Source organism: Corynebacterium ureicelerivorans, assembly GCF_000747315.1.
Classification (GTDB): Bacteria; Actinomycetota; Actinomycetes; order Mycobacteriales; family Mycobacteriaceae; genus Corynebacterium; species Corynebacterium mucifaciens.
This window is the reverse complement of the sequence record NZ_CP009215.1, coordinates 227085-252658: the sequence shown is the minus strand read 5'-3', so window position 1 is coordinate 252658 and position 25574 is coordinate 227085. Positions and strand designations below refer to the sequence as shown.

Below are 25574 nucleotides of genomic sequence, written 5' to 3'. Positions count from 1 at the left end.
GGGTAGTTATAAAGAGCTATAAAGCGGACGCGTAAGTACGATTACCCCCATGCAGTACTCCACCGTCCAGCCCTTCGACCCCTCCCAATGGCGCGAGGTCGAGGGCTTCGATTTCACCGACATCACCTACCACCGCCACGTGGGTAAGGAGCGTGCCGACGGCACCGTGCGCATCGCGTTCGACCGCCCCGAGGTGCGCAACGCGTTTCGCCCCCACACCGTGGACGAGCTGTACCAGGCGCTGGATCATGCCCGGCGCGACCCGTCGGTGGGCGTAGTGCTTCTGACCGGCAATGGGCCGAGCGAGAAGGACGGCGGCTGGGCGTTTTGCTCCGGTGGCGACCAGCGCATCCGCGGGCGTTCCGGCTACCAGTACGCCGGCGGCGAGACCGCAGAAACCGTCGATACCGCGCGCGTGAAAGCCGAGGGCGGGCGCCTGCACATCCTGGAGGTGCAGCGTTTGATCCGCACGATGCCGAAGGTGGTCATCGCCGTGGTCAACGGTTGGGCGGCTGGCGGCGGGCACTCGCTGCACGTGGTGTGCGACATGACCATCGCATCGAAGGAGGAGGCGCGGTTCAAGCAGACCGACGCCGACGTGGGCTCCTTCGACGCCGGCTACGGCTCGGCGTACCTGGCCAAGATGGTGGGCCAGAAATTCGCCCGCGAGATCTTCTTCCTGGGCCGGACCTACACGGCGGAAGAGATGCAGCGCATGGGCGCGGTGAACATCGTCGCACCGCATGCCTCGCTTGAGGACGAGGCGATCCAGGTCGCCCGCGAAATTAACGGCAAGTCCCCCACCGCGCAGCGCATGCTGAAATTCGCGTTCAACCTTGTCGACGACGGCCTGATGGGCCAGCAAGTCTTCGCCGGCGAGGCCACCCGCCTGGCGTACATGACCGACGAGGCCGTCGAGGGCCGCGACTCGTTCTTAGAGAAGCGTCCGCCGAACTGGGAGGAATTCCCCTTCTACTACTAGCGCTGCTCGCCCGCGCCAGCGAGAAGCTCCTCGACGGAGATCGCGCCGCCGGCGACGCGGAACTCTTCCTGCGCGTCGACTAACAATTGCGGGTCGTTGAGGATGTCAGCGATGGTCTGCGCCAGCCCGACCGCGGCATCGAACGCGCCCTCAAACGCCTGGTCCGAGATCGCCGCCGCGGCGAAATCGGTGGTGTGCAGCGCGGTGCCCTCCGGCGCAATCTTCACCAGCGGATGGATGCCCGGAACCAGGTGGGAGACGTTGCCGAAGTCGGTCGACGCGGCCTGCGAATCCGGCAGGGTTCCCGCCGGAAGCACGTCTCTCCCGCGTGACGCTTGCGTGGCACCCCACCGCCGGGCAAGCGTCGCGTTGTTCCGCACGGGCAGCGACATCGGATGTTCGTCCCAATGCGCATCCACTGCCGTGCCCGTCATCAGGGCCGCGCCTTTGAGAATGTCCTCCACGCGCTGGCTTAAGTCCATCAGCGTTTCCGTGTACAGGGAGCGGACGTACAGCTGCAGGGTGGCGGTCTCGGGGATGATCGAGGCGCGGGCTCCGCCGTCGGGAAGCACCGCATGCAACCTGTCCGAAGGCGGCATCTGCTGGCGCAGCAGCCCGCACCCTTGGTAGGCGAGTGTGGCCGCGTCGAGGGCGTTTCGCCCCATGTACGGCTGCATCGAGGCGTGCGCCGGTACGCCGGTAAACGTTGCGGTCAGCGTGCGGCGCCCCACCCAGACGTGCGAGACAAGGTCGTAGGAAAACGGGTGGATCATTACCGCGCAATCGACGCCGTCGAGCATCCCGCCGCGGATCATGTACTCCTTGCCGGTGTGACCCTCTTCCGCGGGGGTGCCCAGGAACACGATCCTGCCGCTGCCGCTTCCCACGGCGCCGAGGAAGGCGCCGACACCGGCCGCCGCGATGACGTTGTGCCCGCAGGCGTGGCCGATGCCGGGAAGCGCGTCGTACTCGGCCAGCACGGCAACGGTGGGGTGCACCGTCGGGTCGTAGTCGGCGCTGCGCCATCCGGCCCGCAGTGCCGTCGATACGCCATGCGCGCCACGTTCCACCTGGAACCCGCGGCGTTCAAGAATTTCGGCGATCACCGCTTGCGCGTGGTGCTCTTCAAACGCCTCCTCGGGGTGGGCGTGCAGGTCGCGGACAATGTGGTTAAGGTCCGCGCGGACCTTTCCCACCCGCGCCTCGGCGTCCTTCCAGGACTGCAAGTGCTCAGGACTGCTCGGCCCCAGATCGAAGTCCGGCTCTGCTTCCGCGAGCCGGTCCTGGACGGCTTCATCCATGCGCTCCAAGAACGCGCTGGAGGGGGTGGTCGGTCGGGCGGGTCGGTCGGAAGTAGACATCGTTGCTCAGCAGTGATCTTGTCGAACAGGACATTTCGGCCGACGGTAACAAAAAGCCCGTGCACCACGTCGGAGCCAATTCCCCTCCTATTCTTAAACACCTGTACGGAAATTTCAGGGCACTTCAAGGTCACCGGGTTACGCTCCGGCCATGTTGAAGCGAACGATGACAGCCACAATCGTCGCCGCCTCGCTGACTCTGGCCGCGTGCGACGGAAACATCCCAGACACCCCGACCACCGCTGACGCCGCCGACACCGCCGCGGAAGCGGCCCTGCCCGCCGACGCTCCCGCCGCTGATCCTGTCGCGCCGGTCGCGGAGGAGAACAACCTCCCCGCTCCCCCGCCCTCCTCCGCGGTCCCCAACGTGCGCGACGCCTACGCCGCGGCGCTGGCGGACCCGGCGCAGTACTTCGCCGACCAGGACGGCCTCGACGGCACGTTCACCTACGACCTCATCGACGTCGACGGCGACGCCGAGCTCGAGCTGCTCCTACGCGCCGGCAAGGAAGGCCCGGCACCCGTGCGGGTGCTGCAGCTTGTCGACGGCACCCTCACGGCCACCACCGACTACCTGGTTGACGCCGCCGGCACCTACCCCACCGTGTTCACCGCCGGCGTGCAGCCGGGACTGACGCAATACGAGACGGACGGTACGACGCTGACCGCGACCCAGTTCGAGCTGCACGGCAACCGCTTGCTCAAGACCTTTGGCCCGGAGGAGACCGTCGTGGGTAACCCGCTGGACGACGCGACCCTGATCCACTGGACCCCCACCACGGACACCGCGCAACTGGCGGAGCTGGACCAGCCCGACCCGCTGAACGTGCCGCGCGAAGGCACCATGAAGCAGGTCTCCGACATCTCGGAGCTCAACGACCAGTCCTACCGCGTACAGTTCGGCACCCGCGACCGCGGCGGCCGCATCCCGGTGACCTACCCGGACCTCGGCTGTGCGGGCCTCCTCGAGCCGACGCACGCCTCCGCCGGAGAGGAGATCCAGGACGGTTTCCGCGAGAACATCACGGAAGGCACCTGCGACAACGGCGGCACCTGGCACTTTTCCATCAACGACTCCCGCGAGCGCGCCACCTACAACGCCCCCACCGGGCGCTACCACGCGGAAGGCCCGCTGAACCGCACCGGCTAAGCACAGCTCAGCGCCGGACCGGGCGCATCCCGCGCAGTACCCGGAGCAGCACAACCACCACCGCGGCCAGCAGGATTGCGCCAACCGCGAGCGCAACCCACCCCCGCGGGCCGGTGGCGGTCACCGGCCAGGCGGGCACCGCGGCGATCCACAGGAAGGACTCCGCCAGCACGTCGCCGCCGATGGTGACAGAGACAATCGTGACCAGGATTGTCGCCGCCAGCGTCCACATCACGCCAAAGCGCACGGTCACAGCGAGCGCAGCGAGGGTGAGGACGGTGCCGGCAATTACGGCGAGCACACCAAAACGCGCACTCCCAGCCACTGCGCCCGCGAGCAGGCACACAAGCGCAACGATGCTGGTAAACCAGCTCATCAACGCGACGCCGACTCGCGGGTGCTCCACTTGCATCAGCGCCCATGCCGGGCGGATCCGCGGCCACACAAGCGTGGGCAATACGCCCGCGCCAACCGGGAGGATCGCGTACGCGAACAGCGCCTGGCGCACGTCCGCCGGATAGCGGGTGGCACACAAAAGTACCAGTGCGGTCAGCACAAGCACCATGCTTAACGACGGCATCCGCCCCGCCCTCGCAACCCCCTTCCACGCGGACACAAACCCGGTGCGCGCGGGCCTCGGCTTGGCCGGCCCAGCAAGCGCGGGCGCAACGACTTCGTGGGTGGTGCGGCGTCTAAGAATGGGTCGCGTGCGGCGCGGGGTGAGCACGGCAGCAGCGAATCCGGCCGCGGCTAGAAGCAAGGTGAGCGCGAGCGCAGGAAACGGCGACTCGCCGGCCATGGGTGAGGTGTCCTCCAGCGGCAACAGGTTGAAGTGCATCTCCATCGTGGGTAACGCCAAGCGCGCGGGCCAGGCACCGGGGTTAAGCCACCACCAGCTTCGCTCCACGAAGTACCCGAGCTCGATCGTGAACACGAATGCGGCTACGAGCGTCGGCAACAGCCCAACACGGCGTGTGGCCGCGGCTGCCAGGCCCGCGGGGCCCAGCATGCCGAGCCACACAAACGCACCGACGAGCGCGACTTGCGCAGCGCCATCCAGGCCGAACACCAGCGCCGCCGCAACGGGCACCACGAAGTCCAGAACGGCGAACACGGCCAGGGCCAGCCACACCACTGTGATGCGGGCGGCGCGGGTGCCCGTGGAGGAGACGGGCCGCCAGAGTGTGCCCCCGGCGCGGGAGTCGCGCTCGCGGTTTTCAGCCAGTCCCGCAAACAGCGCCGCAACGGGAGCGGCCATACCGGTGACCAAGAGCCCCTGGGGATACAGTAGGGACTTCGCGGAGCCGACATCGCCGACCAACGAAAAAGCAGTCAGCAGCAGGCCAAGAAGCAGCCCCGCTCCTGCGAGCCACCACAGCGTTGAGCCTTTGGCGCGGATCCATTCGGCGCGAAGCAGACTCATTTCCTGCCCCCTGCGGTCAAGCGGAAGAAGGATTCCTCCAGGTTCGGGCCCAGCTCCGCAAGTTCCCCGGCGAAGCGGACGTCGCCGCCGGCGATGACGGTGGCGTCGTCCGCCATGTGCAGCACCTCGCCCAACTGGTGGGAGCTGACCAGCACGGTGCGCCCGGCGCGGGCGTAGTCCCTCAGGTAGGCGCGCAGCTGCGCGATGCCCTCGGGGTCGAGGCCGTTTTGGGGCTCGTCCAAAATGAGCACCTCCGGCTCACCGATGAGCGCCTGCGCCAGCGCCAACCTGCCCTTCATACCGGTAGAGAAGGTGCCCGCCTTCTTCTTGCCTGCGCCCTGCAGGCCGACGAGCTGGAGCACCCGGTCCGCCTCCGAGTCGGGCAGGCCGAGCAGCGTCGTGTGCACACGCAGGTTGTTGCGCGCGCTCAGGTGGCTGTAGAAGGCGGGGTCATTGATCGAGGCACCCACGTGCCGCAGCGCGTCGCGGGTGAACGGCTGGCCCATCAGTGTCACCTCGCCCGCGTCCGGCTGGATCAGGCCGAGCAGCACCGACATCAGCGTCGATTTCCCCGCGCCGTTGGGTCCCAACAGCGCGTGGACGCGGCCCGGGGTGGTTGTCAGTGAAATATTGCGCAGCACCTGGTGCCCGCTGAACGAAACTGCGACACCGCGGCAGGCGAGTTGTGTATCGGTCATGCCCCTATCGTCCGCGGTGAGCAAGCCTGACACATCGGCCTGCGGGACCACAGCGCCTCCTTCTCTAGGAGGAGATGCCGGCGCGTTGCGCGATCAGCGCCAGCGCCACCCGGTCGCGTGCGCCGAGTTTGGCCAGCAGGCTGGATACGTGCGTTTTCACTGTGGTTTCCGCGATGTACAGCGCGGCGGCGATCTCCGCGTTGGTCGCTCCGCGGCCGACCTCGGCGAGCACCTCACGCTCGCGGGTAGTCAGCCCCTCCAGCGCAGTGGCCGACGCCGGACTACCTGGACCTTCGCGGACCCACTCCATCACCCTGCCGGTCACGCCGGGCGCGAGGACGGATTCGCCGCTGGCCACCGCGCGCACCGCTCCCGCGAGCACGTCCGGCTCTGCGTCCTTGAGCAGGAATCCGTGGACGCCGGCGGCGATGGCTGCGTGGATGAGCGCGTCGTCGTCGAAGGTGGTCAGCATGATCACCCGCGGGCCCAGCTCCATGATTGTGCGGGCGGCGGCGATGCCGTCCAGCACAGGCATGCGGATATCGAGCACGGCGACGTCGATGCGGTGCGCCCGCGCCTTCTCCACCGCCTCCGCCCCGTCGGCGGCTGTGGCCGCGACGGTGATGTCGTCTTGCGCGCCCAGGATGGTCTCGAGTGCGCTGAGCAGCAACGGTTGGTCGTCCGCAAGCAAAATCCGGATCATGCCGCCAACTCCGCCCGCACGGTGAATTCCTCTCCTGCCTGCCATGCTTCGAGCGTGCCGCCGACGCTCGCGGCGCGCTCGCGCAGACCTTCCAAACCGACACCGGTGCCGGGCTGCGGGCACACCCGCCCGGTGGAGACCACCTCCACCACAACAGTCTGTCCCGATGTCACGCGCACGGAGACAACCGGGTCCATCTGGTGGCGGGCCGCGTTGGTCAGCGCTTCGGCCACGATGCGGTGGATGGCAAGGGAGGTCACCGGAGGGACGCTGATAGGCGGGGCGTCGAGTGTGACCTGCATGCCGGCGTTGCGGAAGCGCTGCACCAGCGCGGGCAGCTCCGCGATCCCCGCCACCGGCGCGAACCCGCGATCGCTCTCGCGCAGGCCGCGCACGAGCAGGCGGATCTCCGCGAGCGACTCACCTGCGGCGGCGTTGATCTGCTGCAGCGCCTCGCGCTCGCGCCCGGACGCGAGCCCCGCGTTGGCCTGCGCCTTGATCAGGGTCAACGAGTGCCCCAGCACGTCGTGGATGTCCCGCGCGATGGCCTGGCGCTCGTCCACCCGCGCCGCCGCCAGACGCTGTTCCTTGGCTTCCGCGGCCCTGCGCCGGGCGGCCTCCTCCCCCGCCAGATTCGCACCCAGCAGGTATGCCACTGCGCACGCTGCCCAATGCAGCGCCAGCGTGAGCGCGCCGTCTACCCCACGGCGGTAGAACAACACGAGTTGCTCGTCCCACGTCCACATAAACGGGGAGAGCAACGCCCACGCGCACGCCGCCGCCAGCACCCCAAGCGCGAAGCGTTTACCGGCGTACCTGCCGGCGACGAACGGCGCCACCGGCACCGCCAGCACCCACATCGAATAGCCCAGGTTCACCGGCGCGGCCAGCCACACCAGCGCCCAGGCGGTGTTGAGCGCCACCAATGCGGCCGACGCCACCCGCGGCTTGCCGGTGAGCACCGCGAACGCAGCGACGAACCCCCAGGACAGCAGGGCCTGCGCCCAAGCGGCGGCGCCCGGGTCGCTGATCGCACTCACGGTGTAGACGGCGGCAAGCACCGTCGCCGCCACCGCGAGCACCGCGTCACCCGTTTTCACATGCACGGGCGCCTAGCTTATCGACGGCTCCGCGCCCCCACCTCCTCCCCAAGGAGGAAACCTACTTGGTCAACCCCGGGATCTGCGGAATGGTGGGCAGCCCCTTGACGCCCGCGTTCTGCAGCAGCGCGAACAGCGCGCCCAGGGCGGTAAGCACCGCGGCGACGATGCCGATGATCTGCGCCAGCTTCGCGTCGAAGGTCTCCGGGGCCTTCTCGTCCGGCTTTTCCTCCGGGTCCTTCGGGGCGGGATCCGGCTCAGGCGTGGCGTCGCCCAGGTCGACGTTTTCCAGTTTCGGCGCCTCCGGCAGCTTCAGGTCCTGCGTGGGGAAGATGACGTGGCTAGTGCCGTCGTGGCAGGTTTTGGACTCCTCGAGCGCGTAGTAGTACGAGCTCTCCAGCGTGTCCAGCACTTGAGCAAAGTAGGTCTTCTTCATGTTCGCGGCGAATGCCTCGCGCTGCCAGCCTTCCACGTGGCGCAGCCACTGCGCGGTGTTTTGGCCGGTGTGGCCGAACGCGTACTCGTCGCCGAGCGGCTGCACCTTCGGCACCCCGCCGTCGATGCCCACAAACCAGTCGGCGTTGCCCTTCAGCGAGCGGCCGGCCGGACCCAGCGGGATCTGGGAGCCTTCCTTCATGTCCAGGTAGAAGTCGGCGTCGGTGGTGTGCAGGCCCAGCGGCTCCAGCTTCTCCTTCGCGGCGGCGCGGGCGTCGGCGCGGATGTCGCCCTCGGGCGTTTTGTCGTCTCGCAGCAGGCGAAGGTGCTCGATGACGGTGGGGTCGGCCACGTAATCGTCGCCAAGCTTCTTCAGCTCCGGGAATGTGGCCTCGAACGCCTCGACGACCGAGGTGGCGTACATGCCGTGCGTGAGCGTCTTCGCGGCGCGTTCGGCTTGGTTGGCGGGGCCGCGCTCGACGTCATTGAGCGTGACGCGGCAGTAGTTGGTGCCGTCCTTGGTAAACGGGGTCAAGGTGGCTGCGGTAGCAGGGGCAGGGACAGTGAGTGAAAGGGCGGTCGCCGCAGCGACGGCCGGTGCGATGATCTTCCTCATGTCTGTTTAATCGGTGGAAAGTGAGATCTGCGTTACAGGTGACTAGGAGCGGGGCTAGCCGGGTCGATAGCTCGATGTCGATAGTTCCAGGTCGATAGTTCCAGGTCAGCGCGTCGAGAGTGTTTTCGACCCAAAATCGGCGAAACGCTGTGACCAGCAACTATCGACATCAAGGTATCGACCTCGCCGCAAACGCTCGTTTCCACCGCCCCGTCGCACCGCCCACCGCGACCCGCCACGTCCGCACCGGTATCGTTTCTGCCATGACGTTGGGCCTTCTCATTCTGCAGTTCGTGGGCTTGGTCGCCCTCGTGCTGGCCGCGTGGTTCGTGGGAAAGCGCAGGCTCGGCTTCAGGTGGGCGTCGCTCGGCTGGGGCACACTGGCGTTCCCACTGTCCCAGGTGGCCAGGTTTGCGTTGGTGATCCCGCTGCAGTTCCTGCTCAGCAAGACATTCGATCCAGCGACGGCCACCGCCCTGACCACCACTTTGTTCCTGGTCACCTCGGGCCTGTTCGAGGAGACCGCCCGCTGGATCGTGCTGCGATTCTGGGACAAGAACACCCGCGAGTGGAACGACGGCGTCGGCTTCGGCCTGGGTCACGGCGGCATAGAGGCGCTGCTACTCTTCACCAACCTGTTTGCCGGCAACATCATGCTGCTGACCAGCGGCGACGCAATCAAGGCGCAGGCCACCGGAAACGACGACCCCGCCACCGCGCAAGCCATTGCAGAGCAGATTGAGGCGCTGCAGAACATCGGCATGGGAATGATCGCCGCAAGCTGGTACGAGCGCGCGCTCGCGATCGCCGCGCACGTGGTGTTCACCCTGATCGTGCTGCGCGCGGTACGCGAGCGCCGCTGGCAGCTCTGGGCGCTTGCGGTTGCCTGCCACATCGGGTTCAACGCCGTTGCCGTGCTCGTCGCGCCCCACAGCGTGCCGGTGATGTACTTGCTGCTCACCGCACTCACAGCCGCGGGGCTGTGGGCGACTATCGACGGCCCGCTGTCGCACAAGACCTTCGCCCGCACCACTCCCACCAACCCCCTCGAGAACGAAACGCCCGCCCCGTGACCCACCTGCTGGAACTTCTCCCCGTCGACCCCGCCAACCCGCTGGCCATCATCCCCGCGCTGGAAGAGGCCCTGACCGGTCAGCGCACACTCCTGCCGGTGCCCGCGAACGACCCGGCACGCACGAACCTGCTGCGTAACACGCTGAAGCCCGGCGCGCCCATCGACGACGACATCGCCCTGGTCGTGTCCACCTCCGGCTCCACGGGCAAGCCGAAGGGCGCGATGCTCACCCCGGCGAACCTGATCTCCAGCGCGGACGCGACCCACCAGGCGCTCGGTGGCGAGGGCCAGTGGCTGCTTGCCATGCCCGCCGCCTACATCGCCGGGCTCCAGGTGCTCGTCCGCAGCATGGTCGCCGGCGTCGAGCCCGCGTTCATCGACCTGACCCGCGGCTTCAACGTCGCCGAGTTCGCCGCCCGCGCCCACGAGCTCGCCCAAACAGGCGAGCGCACCTACACCGCCCTGACCCCGATGCAGCTGGCCAAGGCCACCTCAACGCTCAAGGGCATCGACGCGCTGCGCACGTTTTCCGCGGTCCTCGTCGGCGGCGCCGCAACCAACCCGCGTCTGCTCGACTCGGCTAAGAAGCTGCGCATCAACGTGGTTACCACCTACGGCTCCTCCGAAACCTCCGGCGGCTGCGTCTACGACGGCCGCCCCATCGCCGGCGCGCGCGTGAGAATCCAGGACGGCCGCATCCACCTCGGCGGCCCTATGGTCGCCCGCGGCTACCACCAGCTCGACTCCCCCGATCTCACCGGCGGCTGGTTCCGCACCTCCGATGCCGGCGAGCTCGACAGCGGCGTGCTCACGGTCCTCGGCCGCACCGACAACGTCATCTCCTCAGGCGGCCTCAAACTCCACCCCGAGGTGTTGGAAGAGGAGCTTTTGCTTATCGACGGCGTCACCGCCGCCACCGTCATCGGCAAAGACGACGACCGCCTCGGCCAGCGCATCTGCGCCGCCTACACCGGCTCCGCGACAGTGCCGGACATCCTGGACGCGCTCGCCGACGCAGAGGACTCCGGCCGCATCGCGCACTGGCAGATCCCCAAGGAGCTCAAGGTGGTGGCGGCGTTGCCGCAGCTCGGCCCGGGCAAGGTGGACCGTACGGCCGTCAAGGAGCTGTTCTAGCCGTTCGGGTTCTCAATGATCACAGGCGCGACCTGGAAGCCCGGTGAGCCGTAGTCAGCCACCCACCGGAGAAACGGCGTGATCTCTTCGCCCGGGCGCTTCCCTTGGTTGATCTGCTTGATCACTAAGTGCGCAGCCGCGATCTCCCCCTGGTGCGGCGGACGCTTGAGGCGCAGTCCGTCTAGAGACTTGATTTCCTTGTAGCTATACCGCATCTTCGCCGCTACTCTTCCTTACCCCGCCGCCAACTCCGACGCCCGCTGGTACGACACTCCGAGCACCTGCCCCATCTCACGGAGCGTGAACCCCTCGTCCTTCATCTTGCGGGCCAGTGCCGACCTCGCGGCAGCAGCATCATCCGATGCAGCTTTCGCCTTCACGCCGAGTTCGTCGGCACGCTTACGCAACGACTCGACCTCGGCGGGGAGGATAGGCACAACCTCGATCTCAAACTCGCCCGGCTGCATCCCAGACTGAAACGCGATCGCCTCCGCCACCTCATCGGCCGCCCGATCGAGTCGCCGCGTCTGTGAGACCACCCCAAGTTCATCGCACTCCAGCACCCAAGCGCCGCTCGGACCACGCTCTGCGGTCACCGTGAACGCCTTCATCGCCACCACCCTTTCCCTAATTCGTTCTGAAATTGGTCAAAGAACTTCCGCGCTGCAAGATCGTCTATCTCGTTATGTCTGCCCAGCGTCCGAGTCGTGTCTCCAACCCGGTATGCGTCATGGCGAGTTAGGTGGATCTCCTCAAATTCCAATCCGCGTCTGCGTGCTTCAGCTCGCAACTTCCTAATTACTGCATAACGCTTCATAGTTCAACCTCCCCCATCGCATATCTGTCAACCATAGATTGACATCCGGTTTTCACCCTTCACCCCTTTGGACGCAGCGAACCCGCCACCGGTTCCATAGAGCTTTTGCCTATCGACGCCCTCCGGCCCCCTCCCCCGCCGCCAACCCGAACACCCGTCCGATTTCACACCCCGCGCGTCGGCCCATGGCCTAATCTGCTGAACAGACAACAAAAGGCAGCGCAGACTGCCGCGGAGAGCAAGGAGCGATGATGGACCCGCAACCCGGGCACCCGAACCACACCAACACCCCGGTCAACAACACCGGTTTCGCAGTGGTGGACCTGGAGACAACTGGTGTGATGCCCAGCGACCGGATCGTAGAAATCGGCGTGGTGCTGCTTCGGCCGGACCTCACCGTTGAGCGGACGTGGGAGACGTTGATCCAGCCGGAGCGCGACATCCCGAATAGCTACATCCACAAAATCACTGCCACCGACGTCGTCGACGCTCCCTCGTTCCGCGACGTCGCTGCGTACCTGGGCTCGCTGCTGCACGGCCGCACGCTTGTGGCGCACAACGCGCCGTTCGAGCGCCGCTTCCTCACCAACGAGTTTGCCCGCGCCAAAACGGAGAACGGTCTCGCGCAGTTCTGGGTGGACACGATGACGCTGTCCAACCAGCACCTCGGCGTGAAGAAACTTGAGCAGGCCCTCGCCATCGCGCAGATCCACAATCCCCTCGCCCACTCCGCACTGGCAGATGCGCAGGCCACCGCAGAACTGCTGAAGTACTTCCACACGCGCCACGGCGCGGTCCTCGACGGTTTTCCCACCGCTGTTTTCCCTGCTCCTGCGGCTGAGCCACGCGTGCTCCCCAGGGGCGCCGCGTCCGCATGGACCGGCCAGCTTTCCCGCACGCTGCCAGCCACCGGCACGAAGGACGAAGAGGCTTACCGTGCTGAGCTGACCTGCGCACTCGTCGACCGCCAGATCTCACGCACCGAGATGCGCCAGCTGGAGCAGACCGCGATCACTTCCGGGCTAAACGCCGACGACGTCGAGGCGATCAACGAGGAATTCGTGCGCCAGCTCGTCGTCGAGGCCTGGTCCGACGGCGTCATCACCGCAGAGGAACGCAGCGAACTTCTCGCTGTTGCCGATGCGCTGAGCGTGGATCCCGCACTCATGCATTCGCTTCTCGACGAACCACAGGCCGGCACCGCCCCCAGCCAATTCACCCTTCACCCTGGCGACCGCATTGCGCTCACCGGCGCGATGGATATTTCTCGCGATGCCTGGGCAGAGCGCGCCACCGCCGCAGGTCTGGAGGTCGGCGATGTCACCCGCAAGTGCGTGTTGCTGGTCGCCGCCAATCCGGACTCCATGAGCGGAAAGGCTCAGAAGGCGAGGAAGTACGGCATCCCGATTGTCGGCGAGACGAAGTTCGCGCAGCTCTTGAGCGCGATCGACCATGAAGCCATTCCGCAGCAACCCGCAGCGTCAGGGCAGCCTGCAGACAGCGCCGAGCACGAGACACAAGAGCAGTTCTCCTGGCTCTCACCGGAGCAGGTTCGCACGACGGGCGCATCCCCGTCGCGAATCGCGGCGGCCTGGATCGCGCTGCACCCCACGCGTCCGCTTCACGAGATGGCCGAGAACCTCGAGCCTCACCACATCCCCGAGGCCACCGGGCGAGGCATCGACCGCTACCTGGCGGTGTGGAGCTTGGAGCACCCCGAAATGCTGCAGGTCAGCGCCGACGATCTGCTCCAACTTCCTGGTGTTGGGCCGAAACGCCGCGACCAACTGGTGGAGATGGTCGTTGATCTTGCCGTCGACGGGGTTCCTGAGGCTCCGGCTCAACCTGCAGATATTGCCGACGCAAGTGCGACCACGTCGGCGCCCTCTCCATCTGCCGACCACACTTTCACTCCCCCGCAGCCCGTGACCGAATCCGGACCACAGCCGGTTCTTGACCTCCGCCAGGCTTCGGCAACCAGCCGACCCGCCGCCGAACCCCAACAACCCGCACCTTCCGACCCGACCCCCGAAGAGCTCCTCACCGCTGCGAACGCTCCGCACTACACCCCTGCGCCGGTGCCCTCATCTTGGAGCACCCCGGCTCCGACGGAACCTACACCCGCGCCGGTAAAGCGCCCGAAGGCCGCCAAGGTGTTCAAGTGGTCTGCGGGCCTCGGTGTGCTGTGCTTCTTCCTGTTCGGTTTGTGCATCGAGACCTTTGACCCGGATGCCGAGTCCTTCATCGCCGGCGTGTTCGCACTCGGCTTCTTCTTCGGCGGTCTCACCGCTGCGATTTCTGGCGTGATGGCGCTGTTTAACTTGTTCCGAGGAAAGTAGCCAAAGGCCCCTAGGGCTTCGTCGCGGTGATAGCGAATTGGAGCGGCAGGCGCTCGGGGTTGTCGCGGAGGATGAATCCGCGGGAGTCCTCCACCATCAGCTCCGGCCAGGGGCACCACGCGGAGTAGGGGGTTTCTTCGAGGGCGGTGATGGTCAGGCCGGCGTCGATGAGCGCGGTGACAATCTCGCCGAGTGAGTGGTTCCACTGGTGGTTGCGCGGGCTAGTCAGCTTCGGCGCGCCCGGGGTGATGACGTAGCTGTCCTCGTCCTCCCAGGTCAGCGGGTCGGGCATTTCGAAGTACGGCTGCTCGATGCGTAGACCCTGGGAGATGTCCTCGCCGATGGTCATGAACATGGGGTGGTCGTCGCGGATGAAGAACGTGCCGCCCGGAGCAAGTAGCTTTGCGACAACCTCCGCCCACCCCCGCACCTGCGGCAGCCAGCACAGCACGCCGGCGGAGGTGTAGACGAGGTCGAATTCGCCGTCGACAGCTTCGCGAGCGTCGTAGACGTTGCTCTGGATGAACTCGACGTCCGCGTCGGCCTGGGCAGCGAAGTCGCGGGCGTAGTTGATCGACTCGGCGGACAGATCCACGCCAACGACTCGGGACGCCCCGCGGCGGGCGAACCCGATGGTGTCCGTGCCCACGTGGCACTGCAGGTGGCACACGGACTTTCCGGTGAGGTCGCCGAAGCGGTCGATGTCCACCGCGAGGACGCTGCTGATTGCGGTCTTGTCCGCGATCAGCTCGTCCTTGCCGCCGTAGTTGCCGAACATGTGGGCGTGGGCCCGTGAATCCCAGTTGGCTTGGTTGTCCGCGAACCAGGATGCTGTTTCGGACTGCGGTGCGTTGGTCTGCTCGTCGCTCATGGTGGCAGATGTTACGCGCCGCGGGCTTCGTCGATGAGGCGAAGGAGCTTACTCACTGGAATTGAGGCCTCGGCCCCAGCCCGGTCATCCACTCCGGCTTCAATGAACCGCCGGAGCACATCGTTGGTAGAAACTCCCTCGGCTGCGGCCATTCCCCGCGCGGTGCGGAGAACCCGATTAGGCATGGTGACAGTAAACGCAACGCTAGCTTCGGGGTCTGCGACATTGCCCAGGTCTCCTGGTTGAGCATCTTCCATGAGATCGGAGGTGTCGGTGTTGTCGTAATAGGAACGTAGTTTTTCCGACTGCTGCTCGTTCATCGTTGCTCCTTCCTCCGGAATTGCCTGATTTCTTGGGCCTCGCACACTTGGTCGGCATTTTTATCACCCGCTGGCGAGACTAGCTTGCGCGAGAGTAGAAACCTACCCATTTAGCTGTCTAAAATGCGTAATTATCTTCCCCATCCTAAAAACTAAGAACGGAGGTGCCATGAGAAAGTCTCTGACCCCAGTTCGGAGAACTGTGGAGGAATTGGATGAAGAACTCGCCAGTTTGAAAGCCCAAATGGCACCTCTCACCGTCGAGCACCTTCGTCGCTTACGGGATGCTGGTGCGATTGAGTATGCGGAAGAGCGACTCTTAGAGCGGTACGAGGCCTGTATGTGGCTCCGATACGGAGTGGCGTGACTTCATCACGGGGCCTCGAAAACGCAGTGCGCGCCTTCATGCTGCTGACGGTGCAATTGCTCGAGAGGACCCTTGAGGGCTCATCGCCGATCGACGCGGAGATTCTGGCTGACGGACAACGAGCATTCGTCGAGGGTACTCATCCGGTCATTATTGCCCACTCTGGGAGCGACCGCCTAGTCCTCCGCTATGAGTATCTACTCAGATATGACGATGTCAACGACGATGTCGAAATAGAGAAAAGCACCTTCAAAATCGAGTTCAGGGCGAGAAAGAAGCCCGTCCCGGTCGTCCGGTTCGAGTACGAATCGCAAGCCAGGAACAAACCCGCTTCGCATTTCCAGTTCCACGCTGACTCGGTGCCACTAGGACTACTGCTTGCCCGTGCGGGAAGGTATGACACCGCAGCCCAGCAGCAGGACATCCATTTCCCGATGGGCGGACCTCAATTCCGTTTGCAACTCACGGATGTCGTCGAACTGCTTATCCGAGAGTTCGGCGCTGCGCCCGAGACAGGATGGGAAGAGTGGCTCGATTTTCACCGCACCCTCTACCACGACGCGGAGGTGGATCGGGTGATCCACGGAAATCTCTCCCGGGCGGTGGCCCTTCTGGAAGAGAGCGGGTACAGGGTCGAAGGACCAGAATAAGGACTGCTACCGGAGGATCGTCGCAAAGCAATTGCTCGCAAAGCACAATCGTGTAATTCGTGCCACAATGCGGTGGTGTGAGGCACGAGAAGCTACGCTCCCGCAAACCGTCCACAAATCCGAAGTACGCAACCTCCCCCTCCACCACCCACTACCGCGGCACCTCGCCGGCGCGCATGCAGGCGTCGAGGTTCCGCAACAAACAGCGAATCCCGATGATCCCGGCCAGGTGATAGTGCACGTTTGGGCCGGGCGTAGGGGTTAGGCAGTTTCAGTTGTTGTTTCAGCAGTCGGTGCCTTCGAGCGATCGAAGGCCAGCAGGAGTAGGCCGAGGAGAATCCAGCAGCACAACACTATCCAGGGCTGCGTGGACCCGGCACCATCGAAAAAGCTTAGCGAGCGAACGAGGAAGCCCGTCGCGCCAATCGGCATCAGCTGGCCGAGCGTGGACCAACCCGCCGGCAGCAACCACGGGCCCGTGGCCAGGCCGGACAAGGGGTTGGCAACGAAGATTGTCAGCACCGCGCCCAGGCCCGCACCCGGCATACCCATAAGCGCGCCGAGGCCCGCGGTCACCGACGACGTCGCGGCGATGCCGAGCGTCACAGCCAACCATTCCATGAACACGCTGCCGGAGAGGGTGCCGTATACGCCGTGCAGCATCCAGACCGCGACACCGGCGCCAATCATTGCAACACCAGCAATCACGGCAGCCTTCGACCACTTCTTCCCGCGAAGCAGCAGCGTCGGCAAGATGCCCGAGATCACGCCGCCGAACGCGAGCGGCAGTCCGAGCAGCGCGAGGCCTTGGGCCTGCGGGTCATCTTTGGTGGTGGGGGCGAGATCCTTCGTTTCCACAGGCATGCCGCTGGCCTCCATGTTTTGAGCGACACCGCTCAGCATTTGCACGTACGGTGCGCCATTGCCGGAGGCGGTATACACGGTCGCGCCGCCTTCACCGATCGCGATCGCGCCAACCGCCTCGCGGTCGCGCACCATCGTCTCCGCCTCCTCCGGCGAGCTCACGGTGATGAAGTCCGGGTGCTCCTCTTGCTGTTCAGCTTGAGCAATGAGCTTCTCGACGACAGGCCCCGGACCGGCCACCGCAACCGGCACCCCGTCCGGCCCGGACGCGAATGTCGGGGCCAAAAACGCCCAGAGCATCAGTCCGATGACGACGGGGATGCCAAGGATCATGGCGAGTGCCTTCTTTGTTGCGCCCTGCGTGGGTGCGGGGCGCGCCACGGTTGTGGACATAATCTCCTCCAAATGGAACAGTGTGTTTCAATTACACAAATGGAGCATACTGTTCCACTTCTGGCGCGTCAACGGTAAGCTGCGGGTCATGCGAAAAGATGCTGCCGAAAACCGTCAAGCGATTGCGGAGGTCGCCTCCACGCTCATCGCCCAGATGGGGCCTGGCGTGTCGCTGCGCAACATCGCTAAGGAGGCAGGCGTGGGCGTGGCCACCGCGAGCCGCCACTTCCCCGACAGGGACGAGCTCTTCCGCGCGGTGCTCGAACACACCATGAACAGCATGCGCGACGTGGTGGCCAAGCACCTCCTGCGTTTCCCCGACCTACCCGAAGACACCTGGCGTTCCGCGATCGGCGAGATGGTGAACTTGAACTTCCCCGCCGTCGGCCAGGAAATCCTGCCCAAACTGCTACCCACGTTGTCGCACGAAGACAGGGCTGTCGCCACCGCGCAGCTGCAAGCCATCTACGACCCGCTACTTGCGCAAGCCAAACAGCACGAACTGTGCCCCCCGGACCTCGACTACCTGTCGTTCCACTTCGCCATCATCGCGCTCTCACGCCCGCTGCCCGAGCCCGCGGAGGAAGCGTTCGCGGGCAGGCGCGCCTGGCTCGTCGACGTGTTCATTGATGGATTGCGCACCCAGCAAGCGAGCTAATGTACGGGTCCTACTAGCTCGTCGATAAGCGAACGCACACGGGCGTCAATGTCGTCGCGCACGAGGCGCATGCGCTCCATGCCTTCGATGCCGCGGTGCGAGGGTTCGTCGGTGCGCCAGCGCTCCAGCGTGCCGCGGGCGCCGTCAGGCATTTCCACCTGCGCGTCTTCGCCGAGCACCACGACGCGATCAACGCTGCGCAGCAGTTCCGGATCGATGGGTTTGGGCGTGCCGTGCGACATGTCGGCGCCAGTCTCTGCAATCGCCTCGACCGATTCCTGGTTCAGCTTCGTGCCGGGTTTGGTGCCTGCGGAGTGGATGCCGAGCTGGCTACCCGCGTGCTTCTCGGCGAGCGCCGCCGCCATCTGGGACTTGCCGCCGTTGCCGACGCAGACGAACAGGACTGAGGGCTTCATGTAAGGCTCCTTTGGTTAGGCAGGGTTGGGTCACCGGGGAACAGTTTCGGGCCGATCCCCCGCATGAGGTAGACCAAGCCGACGAGCACCGGGATCTCGATGAGCGGGCCAATCGTACCCGCCAGCGCCTGGGCGGAGGTGGCGCCGAAGGTGCCGATCGCCACCGCGATGGCGAGCTCGAAGTTGTTGCCGGCGGCGGTAAACGCCACCGAGGCGGATTGGGCGTAGTCCATGCCGGAGAGTTTGGCCACCACAAGTGCCACGGCGAACATGCCCACGAAGTAGCACAGCAGCGGCAGCGCCACCGTGGCCACAGTCAACGGCCTGGACAGGATCTGGTCGCCCTGCAGGGAAAACAGCAGCACGATCGTGTACAGCAGGCCGACCAGCGCCAGCGGGGAGATCCGGGGCAGGAAGGTGTTCTCGTACCAGTCGCGGCCCTTGGTGCGCTCACCGATGATGCGAGACAGCAGCCCGGCCAGCAGCGGGATGCCCAAAAAGACAAGCACGGAGGAGACGATCGCCCAGAAGGAGAACTCCACCGAGGTGGTCTCCAGGCCCAGCCAAGACGGCAGGACCTGCAGATAGAACCAGCCGAGCACGCCGAACATGAGCACCTGGAACACCGAGTTGATGGCCACCAGCACGGCGGTGGCTTCCCGGTCTGCGCAGGCGAGGTCGGACCACACCAGCACCATGGCGATGCAGCGGGCCAAGCCGACGATGATCAGGCCGGTGCGCAGCTCGGGCTCGTTGGGCAGGAAGATCCAGGCGAGGGCGAACATGAACGCGGGGCCGACAATCCAGTTCAAGATGATGGACACGGTCATGAGCCGTTTGTCGGTGGCGATCTCGCGGGTCTTGTCGTAGCGCACCTTGGCCAGCGGCGGGTACATCATCACCAGCAGGCCGAGCGCGATCGGCAGCGAGATCCCGCCGACTTCAAGGCGCTCGAGTGCGCCCGAAAGCCCCGGCACTGCGCGGCCGAGGGCGAGGCCCGCCGCCATGGCGAGCATGATCCACACCGGTAGGAAGCGGTCAAGAAATGACATGCGCTCTACTGGCTGAGAGGTTGTGTCTTCCATCTGGAATCCTTATCTATTGACGATTATCAATACGGACACTAAAAGGCACATTTATCGTTGTCAATATGAAAAGGTAGGAAGCATGAAAGATTCTGTCGCCACGACAGCAGACACTGGCCTCGACTGCTGCTCGCTGGGCTCCGGCTTGCTCTCCGCAGACGACGCGACGCGTTACGCGGCCCTGTTCAAAGTTTTGGCGGACCCCGGCCGGCTGCAACTACTCTCCTGGCTCGCCGAAGAGGGCTGCGAGCCGATGAGCGTGAGCGAACTGACGCAACGCTCTGGGCTAAGCCAACCGACGGTTTCCCACCACCTCAAAAAACTTACCGAGGCCGGCCTCCTAGAAAAGAGCCGCCTGGGCAGGTCGGTCCTCCACCGGTTGCGTCCAGAGCTGTTCGCGGAACTTCGCGCCGTGCTGCAGATGGACTGAAACTCACGGGCGCAGACCCCTACTCCGCAGCGCGCAGCTTGGCTACGTCTTCTGCTGAATACGTCGCCGCGATTTGGACGTCGTTGCCGCCGGAGAGGTTCACCCGCGACAGGCGCACACGCTGCGAGCCCGGGACCAGCGGGAAGTTCGCGGAGCGCTCCGAGACCTGCTTCACCGGGAACTCGGCGCGCAGGGCGCAGTGGTTCAGCCACACGTCGTCGGCGCGCGGGGCGAGGTCCAAAAACTCCGTGCCACGCTCGGCGACGTAGCGCACCATCTCCTTCGGGTAGCGCACGCCGTCCACGCCGGTGGCGAAGTGCAGAATCGACGGCTCGGCGCTGCGCACCGGCTTCCACTTCTTATACGGGGCGATGCCGTTATCATCCAGCACCACTCTGTGGGCGCGGTAGGCGGTGATGGTGGTGGCCGAAGGGGCGCTAATAAGCTTCTGCGCGAAGGTGCGCGGGTAAAGCACATCGTCATCGACGGTGATGACGTTGCAGTCCGGATACTGCTGGAACGTGCCGTAATACTTGGTGTGCGGGCCCAAGCCGCCGGTGGACTCGTGCACCTGCAGGCCGCGATCCGCCAACGCCCGCAGCGCGTCCGGCCACCGGGCGTGAAAATCCACGGGATCCAGCCACAGGTGCACCGGCAGGCGCACCGTGCCCACCAAAAGCGACGCGATCGCCGCGGACGCGGAGCGCAAACGGGTGCCGTGGGTGGTCAAAGAAATGACGGTTTCACCGTCCTCCGGGAAACGCTTATCCGAGTTGTGCGCCGCGTTGAGCAGCAACGGGAGACGAACGAATGCGCCGGTGGCCACGAACCCCTGCCGCACGGCGTAGTCAATCCACATGGCGCATTACCCTAGCCGACCGGCGAGGGAGGGTGCATGATGGAGGGCATGACTGACACTGGGACTCACACCGCCACCCCCCGCGACTGGTGGGAAGCCGCCCGCCCCCACACCTGGCCCAACGCTTTCGCCCCCGTCATCGCCGGCACCGGTGTGGCGGCCCTGACCTTGCAGGCCCACCCCGGCCGCGCAGTGCTCGCGCTTTTAGTGGCGTGGGCGCTGATCATCGGCGTGAACTACGCCAACGACTACTCCGACGGCATCCGCGGCACCGACGACGACCGCACCGGCCCGACGCGCCTGACCGGCTCCGGGCTGGCCGCGCCGGAGCAGGTGAAGCTCGCGGCGTTTATCGCGTTCGGCGCCGCCGCGGTGTTCGGCGTGATCCTGTCCGCGGTGGCGGGCGCGATGTGGCTTGTGCTGGTGGGCGCGCTGTGCATCGCCGCGGCGTGGTTCTACACCGGCGGCGACAGCCCCTACGGTTACTCCGGCTTCGGCGAACTATCGGTGTTTGTGTTCTTCGGGCTGGTCGCCGTGATGGGCACCGAATACACCCAGTCCGGAATGGTGTCCTGGGAAGGCTTCTTGTGTGCGCTGGCCATCGGCGCGATCTCCGCGTCGGTGAACCTGGCCAACAACATCCGCGACATACCCACCGATGCGGCCGCCGGCAAGCGCACACTTGCGGTAAGGCTTGGCGACGACAACGCGCGCACCCTCTTCACCGTCCTGACGTTGTTCCCGTTCTTCATCTCAGTGGTGTTGTCGATGACCACCGTGTCTGCGCTAGCGGCGCTTGTGGCGCTGCCGCTGGCGGTGGCGAGCGTTTTGAAGGTACGCGGCGGGGCTTCGGGCAAAGAGCTCATCCCGGTGCTGGGGCTGAACGGCAAGACCATGCTGGCCTGGGCCGTGGTCACCGCGGTGGCGTTCGCGTGGTTCGGCTGGTCGTTCTGGGGCGGGTTCAGCGGCATCGGCGAGGCCGTGCCGTACGCGCCTCTGTCGTAAGTGTTGCGTTTGGGAATGTGGCAAATATTTGCCGCATTCCCAAACGCAACCACCCCCAGCGATACACTCAGCCGCATGCTTGACGTCCTCACCGGTTTCGCCATCATCTTCACCGTCATCGCGGCGGGGTGGTGGCTGGCGCACAAGCGCGTCATCGGGCCGGGCGAGGAGCGCCTGCAGCTCAACCGCATCGCGTTCTACGTGGCCACCCCGTCACTGATCTTCTCCTCGGTGGCGGTTTCGGACACGGACGCGTTTTTCTCTCCGGTCATCCTGGTCATCGCCGTCGCCACGGTGGTGACCATGCTCATTTACTGGGCGATCAGCGCGGTCTTCTTCCGCCAGGACGCGGCGGAGACGATGGCGGGCGCGGCGTCCTCGAGCTACTACAACTCCGTCAACATCGGCCTGCCCATCGCAACCTATGTGCTTGGCGACGCCACCTTCGTCGTGCCCGCCCTCGTCCTCCAGATGGCGGTACTCTCCCCCATCGTCATCGCGGGGCTGGACCGGGGCGCGAAGGGCGTCGGCAAGTCCGTGGTAGCCGGCCTGACCGCACCCGTGGTGGTCGCGGCGTTCGCGGGCTTCGCCGTCTCCGCGGCGTCCTGGACCGTGCCGGAGCCGGTGCTCGCGCCGCTGGAGATCCTCGGCGGGGCGTCCATCCCGCTGATCCTGATGAGCTTCGGTGCCTCACTCACCGGCGAGAAGGTGCTGCAGAGCCACCGCGGCCCCACCATCACCGCCACCGCGTTGAAGCTGGTGGGCATGCCGGCGGTGGCGTGGGTCGTCGGCACGCTGCTGGGCTTGGAGGGCCAAGAGATGTACGCCGCGCTGATCCTATGCGCGCTGCCCACGGCGCAAAACGTGTACAACTACGCCGCGACGTACCGCTCCGGCGAAGTGATCTGCCGCGACACCGTCTTCCTCACCACCTTCCTGGCGCTGCCCGCGATGCTGCTCATCGCCGGGGTGTTCTAAAAGCGCCTGCGCTTGACGGATCCGAGTGGAGTGGTTCACACTTTGGCAATGAACAAGGCGCGGAAAGCAGTGGCCGCCGCGGTGCTTGCGGTGGTGGCGGTGTTGGGCGGATGCTCGTCGACAGGCGGAGCCCCCCGCAACGAAGCCAGCGGCGGCACGGCGGGCGGCGTGGACACCCCGCGGTACGTGGTGGCGATGGTCACCCACGGCGCGCCCGGCGACACCTACTGGGACCTCGTGCGCAAAGGTGCGGAGGACGCCGCGAAGAAAGACAACATCGAGCTGCGCTACTCGTCCGACCCGCAGGCTCCTAACCAGGCGAACTTCGTGCGCTCCGCGGTGGACGCGGGCGTGGACGGCATCGCCGTGACCATGCCGAATGCCGAGGCGATCGGCCCGGCGGCGCGCGACGCCGTGGACCGCGGCATCCCCGTCGTCGGGCTCAACGCCGGCATGACCGCCTACCAGGACTACGGGATGACCGGCTTCTTCGGCCAGGACGAAACCGTCGCCGGCCGCGCCGCCGGCGAGCGCCTGAAGGAGGAGGGCAAGAAGAAGGTGCTGTGTGTGATCCACGAGCAGGGCAACTCTTCCCAGGAGGCGCGCTGCGCGGGCGTGCGCGAGGGCCTCGGCGGCGGCTCAAACGCTGTGGAGCTGCTGTACGTCAACGGCCAGGACCTCACCTCGGTGCAGTCCACCATCTCCTCCAAGCTCTCCCAGGACCGCTCCTTCGACACCGTCTTCGCGCTACAGGCGCCGGTGGCGATGCGCGCTGTGGAGTCTGTGAACCAGTCCGGCACGCAGGCGCAGGTGGCCACATTCGACACCAACGCGGAGCTCGTCGGCGCCATCGCGGACGGGCGCGTGGCGTGGGCGGTGGACCAGCAGCCGTACCTGCAGGGCTACCTGGCGGTGGACTCGCTGTGGATTGCAAAACGTAACGGTGGCACCCTCGGCGGCGGGCGCCCGGTATACACCGGCCCGAGTTTCGTGGATGCTACAAACGTGGACAAGGTCGAAGAGGCAGCGAAGGCAGGTATGCGATGAGGGACGACCGCCTGAAAACCCGCACCGGGTTCGCGCGCCTGATCCGCCGCCCGGAGTTTGCCAGCCTGCTCGGCTTCATCGCCATCTTCGTCTTCTTCCTCTCCGTGGCGCCGGCGTTCCGCTCCTTTGAGGCGCTGGCCACCACGCTGTACGCCAGCTCCACACTGGGGATTGTGGCACTGGCGGTGGGCATGCTCATGATCGGCGGGGAGTTCGACCTCTCCTCAGGCGTGGCCGTGACCACCGCCGCGCTCGCCGCGACGATGCTCAACTACAACCTGCACTTAAACTCCTGGGTGGGCGCGTTTCTGGCGCTGGGGATATCGCTGGCCATCGGCGCGCTCAACGGCTTTTTGGTCACGCGCACCGGCATCGATTCCTTCCTGATCACCCTGGCTGCCTTCCTCATGCTCCAGGGCCTGAACCTGGCGGTGACGAAGCTGGTCACCGGCCAGGTGGCCACCCCCACCATCGCGGACATGGAGGGCTTCCCGTCCGCCCACGCCGTGTTCGCCGGCTCCTTCCACATCGGCAACGTGCGCATATCGGTCACCGTGCTGTGGTGGATCTTCTTCGTCGCCGTGGCGTCGTTCGTGCTGTTCCGCACCAAGCTCGGCGGCTGGATCACCGCCGTCGGCGGCAACGCCGAGGCCGCCCGCGCCGTCGGCGTGCCGGTGCGCCGCGTGAAGATCCTGCTGTTCATGGGCGTCGGCTTCGCCGCGTGGTTCGTAGGGATGCACACCCTGTTCGCCTTCGACTCCATCCAGGCCGGCCAGGGCGTGGGCAACGAGTTCCTCTACATCATCGCCGCGGTCATCGGCGGCTGCGCCATGACGGGCGGGCGCGGCACCGCCGTGGGCACCGCCATCGGCGCGCTGATCTTCGGCATGACCAACCAGGGCATCGTCTACGCCGGTTGGAACCCGGACTGGTTCAAGTTCTTCCTCGGGGCGACGCTGCTGGTGGCGGTGCTCGCGAACACCTCCTTCGCCAACTACACCAAGGGGCGCTAAGTGGCTGTCATCGAACTGGAAAACATCACCAAGTCCTACGGCAGCTTCGAGGCGCTGCGCGGCGTCAACCTCGCCGTGCGCGAAGGCGAAGTCACCTGCGTGCTCGGCGACAACGGCGCCGGCAAATCCACCCTGATCAAAACCCTGTCGGGCCTGCACACGCCCACTTCGGGCACCATGCTTATCGACGGCTCCGCCACCACCCTCACCTCCCCCCGCGACGCCATCAGCGCCGGCATCGCCACCGTCCACCAGACGCTGGCGATCGTCGACGAGCTCAGCGTGTGGCGCAACTTCTTCCTCGGCCAGGAACTCACCGGCGCGCTCGGTGTGCTGCGCCAGGCGAAGATGAAACGGATCTGCTCCGAGCAGCTTTTGGAGATGGGCATTGACATTCCCGACGTGGACGTCGAAGCCGGCAACCTCTCCGGCGGCCAGCGCCAAGTCATCGCCATCGCGCGTGCCGTCTACTTCGGCGCCCGCGTGCTCATCCTCGACGAGCCCACGGCGGCGCTTGGCGTGAAGCAGTCCGGGGCGGTGCTGCGCATGGTCGCCGCCGCCCGCGAGCGCGGCATCGCCGTCGTTCTGGTCACCCACAACCCCCACCACGCCTTCTTGGTCGGCGACCACTTCACCATTCTGAAGCTCGGCCACCAGGAACTCGACGCACCACGCTCCGAAGTCACCCTCGAAGAGCTGACCCACCAGATGGCCGGCGGCGGCGAGCTCGAGGCGCTGAGCCATGAGCTGCGGCGGGACTGACCTTTGGTGCGTCGATAGGCGAG

28 protein-coding genes are annotated in these 25574 nt (G+C 65.9%); 14 read left to right on the top strand and 14 right to left on the bottom strand.

Annotated elements, in window-relative coordinates; genetic code table 11:
- The first annotated feature begins 49 nt into the window (after nucleotides 1–49).
- Nucleotides 50–982, top strand: coding sequence for a 1,4-dihydroxy-2-naphthoyl-CoA synthase (locus CUREI_RS01275; RefSeq protein WP_038609516.1), 933 nt, complete (start codon nucleotides 50–52; stop codon nucleotides 980–982).
- Here the strand turns inward: CUREI_RS01275 and CUREI_RS01270 are convergent.
- Nucleotides 979–2343, bottom strand: a complete 1365-nt coding sequence (locus tag CUREI_RS01270) for a M20 family metallopeptidase (protein ID WP_038609513.1) — start codon at nucleotides 2341–2343, stop codon at nucleotides 979–981. The genes CUREI_RS01275 and CUREI_RS01270 overlap by 4 nt on opposite strands.
- A gap of 151 nt (nucleotides 2344–2494) precedes the next feature.
- On the opposite strand from CUREI_RS01270, the gene CUREI_RS01265 reads away from it, so the two are divergent.
- Nucleotides 2495–3493, top strand: coding sequence for a hypothetical protein (locus CUREI_RS01265; RefSeq protein WP_144242382.1), 999 nt, complete (start codon nucleotides 2495–2497; stop codon nucleotides 3491–3493).
- Between the two features lie 7 nt (nucleotides 3494–3500).
- Here CUREI_RS01265 and CUREI_RS01260 read toward each other — a convergent pair whose 3' ends face one another.
- From CUREI_RS01260 to CUREI_RS01240, 5 genes are all read right to left on the bottom strand, one after another.
- Entirely contained in the window at nucleotides 3501–4916 is a 1416-nt protein-coding gene (locus CUREI_RS01260) for an ABC transporter permease (RefSeq protein ID WP_051952113.1), read from the bottom strand.
- Nucleotides 4913–5614, bottom strand: a complete 702-nt coding sequence (locus CUREI_RS01255; RefSeq protein ID WP_038613651.1) for an ATP-binding cassette domain-containing protein — start codon at nucleotides 5612–5614, stop codon at nucleotides 4913–4915. The genes CUREI_RS01260 and CUREI_RS01255 overlap by 4 nt, the downstream gene beginning before the upstream one ends.
- 64 nt (nucleotides 5615–5678) lie before the next feature.
- Nucleotides 5679–6317, bottom strand: coding sequence for a response regulator (locus tag CUREI_RS01250; protein ID WP_038609507.1), 639 nt, complete (start codon nucleotides 6315–6317; stop codon nucleotides 5679–5681).
- Complete coding sequence (locus CUREI_RS01245) at nucleotides 6314–7423, bottom strand: sensor histidine kinase (protein ID WP_038609504.1); 1110 nt, start codon at nucleotides 7421–7423, stop codon at nucleotides 6314–6316. Before CUREI_RS01245 ends, CUREI_RS01250 begins: the two co-directional genes overlap by 4 nt.
- A 55-nt stretch (nucleotides 7424–7478) precedes the next feature.
- A complete protein-coding gene (locus CUREI_RS01240; protein ID WP_038609501.1) occupies nucleotides 7479–8468 on the bottom strand; it encodes a hypothetical protein in 990 nt (329 codons plus the stop codon).
- A gap of 263 nt (nucleotides 8469–8731) precedes the next feature.
- On the opposite strand from CUREI_RS01240, the gene CUREI_RS01235 reads away from it, so the two are divergent.
- Both CUREI_RS01235 and menE read left to right on the top strand, forming a co-directional pair.
- A complete protein-coding gene (locus tag CUREI_RS01235; RefSeq protein WP_038609498.1) occupies nucleotides 8732–9541 on the top strand; it encodes a YhfC family glutamic-type intramembrane protease in 810 nt (269 codons plus the stop codon).
- The gene (gene menE, locus CUREI_RS01230) at nucleotides 9538–10677 is read left to right on the top strand and encodes an o-succinylbenzoate--CoA ligase (protein ID WP_038609496.1); all 1140 of its coding nucleotides are present in this window, start codon (nucleotides 9538–9540) and stop codon (nucleotides 10675–10677) included. The genes CUREI_RS01235 and menE overlap by 4 nt, the downstream gene beginning before the upstream one ends.
- Here menE and CUREI_RS01225 read toward each other — a convergent pair.
- Together CUREI_RS01225 and CUREI_RS01220 are read right to left on the bottom strand one after the other, a co-directional pair.
- Nucleotides 10674–10892: a hypothetical protein gene (locus CUREI_RS01225; RefSeq protein ID WP_038609494.1), complete on the bottom strand. Its 219-nt coding sequence runs from the start codon at nucleotides 10890–10892 to the stop codon at nucleotides 10674–10676. The two genes, menE and CUREI_RS01225, sit on opposite strands and share 4 nt — an antisense overlap.
- Nucleotides 10893–10910: 18 nt before the next feature.
- Nucleotides 10911–11288 carry a hypothetical protein gene (locus tag CUREI_RS01220; protein ID WP_038613649.1) on the bottom strand — a complete coding sequence of 126 codons (378 nt, stop codon included), beginning with the start codon at nucleotides 11286–11288 and terminating at the stop codon, nucleotides 10911–10913.
- A 454-nt stretch (nucleotides 11289–11742) separates the two neighbouring features.
- Between CUREI_RS01220 and CUREI_RS01215 the strand changes: the two genes are divergently transcribed.
- On the top strand, nucleotides 11743–13833 hold the full coding sequence (locus CUREI_RS01215; protein ID WP_070475253.1) for an exonuclease domain-containing protein: 2091 nt from the start codon (nucleotides 11743–11745) through the stop codon (nucleotides 13831–13833).
- 10 nt (nucleotides 13834–13843) lie between these two features.
- Here CUREI_RS01215 and CUREI_RS01210 read toward each other — a convergent pair whose 3' ends face one another.
- Nucleotides 13844–14704, bottom strand: a complete 861-nt coding sequence (locus tag CUREI_RS01210; RefSeq protein WP_038609491.1) for a class I SAM-dependent methyltransferase — start codon at nucleotides 14702–14704, stop codon at nucleotides 13844–13846.
- 11 nt (nucleotides 14705–14715) lie between these two features.
- Nucleotides 14716–15024 carry a hypothetical protein gene (locus tag CUREI_RS01205; protein ID WP_038609488.1) on the bottom strand — a complete coding sequence of 103 codons (309 nt, stop codon included), beginning with the start codon at nucleotides 15022–15024 and terminating at the stop codon, nucleotides 14716–14718.
- A gap of 363 nt (nucleotides 15025–15387) precedes the next feature.
- On the opposite strand from CUREI_RS01205, the gene CUREI_RS01200 reads away from it, so the two are divergent.
- Complete coding sequence (locus CUREI_RS01200) at nucleotides 15388–16041, top strand: hypothetical protein (protein WP_141764948.1); 654 nt, start codon at nucleotides 15388–15390, stop codon at nucleotides 16039–16041.
- A gap of 77 nt (nucleotides 16042–16118) precedes the next feature.
- Nucleotides 16119–16274 carry a hypothetical protein gene (locus CUREI_RS12410; RefSeq protein WP_158407438.1) on the top strand — a complete coding sequence of 52 codons (156 nt, stop codon included), beginning with the start codon at nucleotides 16119–16121 and terminating at the stop codon, nucleotides 16272–16274.
- A 28-nt stretch (nucleotides 16275–16302) separates the two neighbouring features.
- On the opposite strand, the gene CUREI_RS01195 is transcribed toward CUREI_RS12410, so the two are convergent.
- Entirely contained in the window at nucleotides 16303–17298 is a 996-nt protein-coding gene (locus CUREI_RS01195; RefSeq protein WP_038609485.1) for a membrane protein, read from the bottom strand.
- An 88-nt stretch (nucleotides 17299–17386) separates the two neighbouring features.
- Between CUREI_RS01195 and CUREI_RS01190 the strand changes: the two genes are divergently transcribed.
- Nucleotides 17387–17956, top strand: coding sequence for a TetR/AcrR family transcriptional regulator (locus CUREI_RS01190; protein WP_038609482.1), 570 nt, complete (start codon nucleotides 17387–17389; stop codon nucleotides 17954–17956).
- Here the strand turns inward: CUREI_RS01190 and CUREI_RS01185 are convergent.
- Both CUREI_RS01185 and arsB read right to left on the bottom strand, forming a co-directional pair.
- Entirely contained in the window at nucleotides 17953–18372 is a 420-nt protein-coding gene (locus CUREI_RS01185; protein WP_038609479.1) for an arsenate-mycothiol transferase ArsC, read from the bottom strand. The genes CUREI_RS01190 and CUREI_RS01185 overlap by 4 nt on opposite strands.
- On the bottom strand, nucleotides 18369–19424 hold the full coding sequence (gene arsB, locus CUREI_RS01180; protein ID WP_330216991.1) for an ACR3 family arsenite efflux transporter: 1056 nt from the start codon (nucleotides 19422–19424) through the stop codon (nucleotides 18369–18371). Before arsB ends, CUREI_RS01185 begins: the two co-directional genes overlap by 4 nt.
- 115 nt (nucleotides 19425–19539) lie before the next feature.
- On the opposite strand from arsB, the gene CUREI_RS01175 reads away from it, so the two are divergent.
- Nucleotides 19540–19887: an ArsR/SmtB family transcription factor gene (locus CUREI_RS01175; RefSeq protein ID WP_038609473.1), complete on the top strand. Its 348-nt coding sequence runs from the start codon at nucleotides 19540–19542 to the stop codon at nucleotides 19885–19887.
- A gap of 19 nt (nucleotides 19888–19906) precedes the next feature.
- On the opposite strand, the gene CUREI_RS01170 is transcribed toward CUREI_RS01175, so the two are convergent.
- Entirely contained in the window at nucleotides 19907–20746 is an 840-nt protein-coding gene (locus tag CUREI_RS01170; protein WP_038609470.1) for a hypothetical protein, read from the bottom strand.
- Between the two features lie 39 nt (nucleotides 20747–20785).
- Here CUREI_RS01170 and CUREI_RS01165 point away from each other — a divergent pair, with 39 nt between their 5' ends.
- The 5 genes from CUREI_RS01165 to CUREI_RS01145 all read left to right on the top strand — a co-directional run bounded on the left by CUREI_RS01165 (nucleotide 20786) and on the right by CUREI_RS01145 (nucleotide 25551).
- Nucleotides 20786–21751, top strand: coding sequence for a 1,4-dihydroxy-2-naphthoate polyprenyltransferase (locus tag CUREI_RS01165; protein WP_038613643.1), 966 nt, complete (start codon nucleotides 20786–20788; stop codon nucleotides 21749–21751).
- A gap of 75 nt (nucleotides 21752–21826) precedes the next feature.
- Nucleotides 21827–22729 (top strand): AEC family transporter, encoded by a 903-nt coding sequence (locus CUREI_RS01160; protein ID WP_038609467.1) that lies wholly within the window; start codon nucleotides 21827–21829, stop codon nucleotides 22727–22729.
- Nucleotides 22730–22777: 48 nt separating this feature from the next.
- Nucleotides 22778–23776, top strand: a complete 999-nt coding sequence (locus tag CUREI_RS01155) for a substrate-binding domain-containing protein (protein ID WP_038609464.1) — start codon at nucleotides 22778–22780, stop codon at nucleotides 23774–23776.
- Nucleotides 23773–24789 carry an ABC transporter permease gene (locus tag CUREI_RS01150; RefSeq protein WP_051952110.1) on the top strand — a complete coding sequence of 339 codons (1017 nt, stop codon included), beginning with the start codon at nucleotides 23773–23775 and terminating at the stop codon, nucleotides 24787–24789. Before CUREI_RS01155 ends, CUREI_RS01150 begins: the two co-directional genes overlap by 4 nt.
- Complete coding sequence (locus tag CUREI_RS01145) at nucleotides 24790–25551, top strand: ATP-binding cassette domain-containing protein (protein ID WP_038609461.1); 762 nt, start codon at nucleotides 24790–24792, stop codon at nucleotides 25549–25551. It abuts the gene before it with no gap.
- Nucleotides 25552–25574: the final 23 nt, after the last annotated feature.

Coding starts and splice junctions, on each gene's coding strand:
- arsB (WP_330216991.1), bottom strand. CDS start 19,424: ATGTCATTTCTTGACCGCTTCCTACCGGTGTGGATCATGCTCGCCATG.
- CUREI_RS01185 (WP_038609479.1), bottom strand. CDS start 18,372: ATGAAGCCCTCAGTCCTGTTCGTCTGCGTCGGCAACGGCGGCAAGTCC.
- CUREI_RS01260 (WP_051952113.1), bottom strand. CDS start 4,916: ATGAGTCTGCTTCGCGCCGAATGGATCCGCGCCAAAGGCTCAACGCTG.
- CUREI_RS01175 (WP_038609473.1), top strand. CDS start 19,540: ATGAAAGATTCTGTCGCCACGACAGCAGACACTGGCCTCGACTGCTGC.
- CUREI_RS01190 (WP_038609482.1), top strand. CDS start 17,387: ATGCGAAAAGATGCTGCCGAAAACCGTCAAGCGATTGCGGAGGTCGCC.
- CUREI_RS01255 (WP_038613651.1), bottom strand. CDS start 5,614: ATGACCGATACACAACTCGCCTGCCGCGGTGTCGCAGTTTCGTTCAGC.
- CUREI_RS01160 (WP_038609467.1), top strand. CDS start 21,827: ATGCTTGACGTCCTCACCGGTTTCGCCATCATCTTCACCGTCATCGCG.
- CUREI_RS01165 (WP_038613643.1), top strand. CDS start 20,786: ATGGAGGGCATGACTGACACTGGGACTCACACCGCCACCCCCCGCGAC.
- CUREI_RS01250 (WP_038609507.1), bottom strand. CDS start 6,317: ATGATCCGGATTTTGCTTGCGGACGACCAACCGTTGCTGCTCAGCGCA.
- CUREI_RS01235 (WP_038609498.1), top strand. CDS start 8,732: ATGACGTTGGGCCTTCTCATTCTGCAGTTCGTGGGCTTGGTCGCCCTC.
- CUREI_RS01205 (WP_038609488.1), bottom strand. CDS start 15,024: ATGAACGAGCAGCAGTCGGAAAAACTACGTTCCTATTACGACAACACC.
- CUREI_RS01225 (WP_038609494.1), bottom strand. CDS start 10,892: ATGCGGTATAGCTACAAGGAAATCAAGTCTCTAGACGGACTGCGCCTC.
- CUREI_RS01265 (WP_144242382.1), top strand. CDS start 2,495: ATGTTGAAGCGAACGATGACAGCCACAATCGTCGCCGCCTCGCTGACT.
- CUREI_RS01275 (WP_038609516.1), top strand. CDS start 50: ATGCAGTACTCCACCGTCCAGCCCTTCGACCCCTCCCAATGGCGCGAG.
- CUREI_RS01220 (WP_038613649.1), bottom strand. CDS start 11,288: ATGAAGGCGTTCACGGTGACCGCAGAGCGTGGTCCGAGCGGCGCTTGG.
- CUREI_RS01170 (WP_038609470.1), bottom strand. CDS start 20,746: ATGTGGATTGACTACGCCGTGCGGCAGGGGTTCGTGGCCACCGGCGCA.
- CUREI_RS01240 (WP_038609501.1), bottom strand. CDS start 8,468: ATGAGGAAGATCATCGCACCGGCCGTCGCTGCGGCGACCGCCCTTTCA.
- CUREI_RS01215 (WP_070475253.1), top strand. CDS start 11,743: ATGATGGACCCGCAACCCGGGCACCCGAACCACACCAACACCCCGGTC.
- CUREI_RS01195 (WP_038609485.1), bottom strand. CDS start 17,298: ATGTCCACAACCGTGGCGCGCCCCGCACCCACGCAGGGCGCAACAAAG.
- CUREI_RS01150 (WP_051952110.1), top strand. CDS start 23,773: ATGAGGGACGACCGCCTGAAAACCCGCACCGGGTTCGCGCGCCTGATC.
- CUREI_RS01270 (WP_038609513.1), bottom strand. CDS start 2,343: ATGTCTACTTCCGACCGACCCGCCCGACCGACCACCCCCTCCAGCGCG.
- CUREI_RS01155 (WP_038609464.1), top strand. CDS start 22,778: ATGAACAAGGCGCGGAAAGCAGTGGCCGCCGCGGTGCTTGCGGTGGTG.
- CUREI_RS01210 (WP_038609491.1), bottom strand. CDS start 14,704: ATGAGCGACGAGCAGACCAACGCACCGCAGTCCGAAACAGCATCCTGG.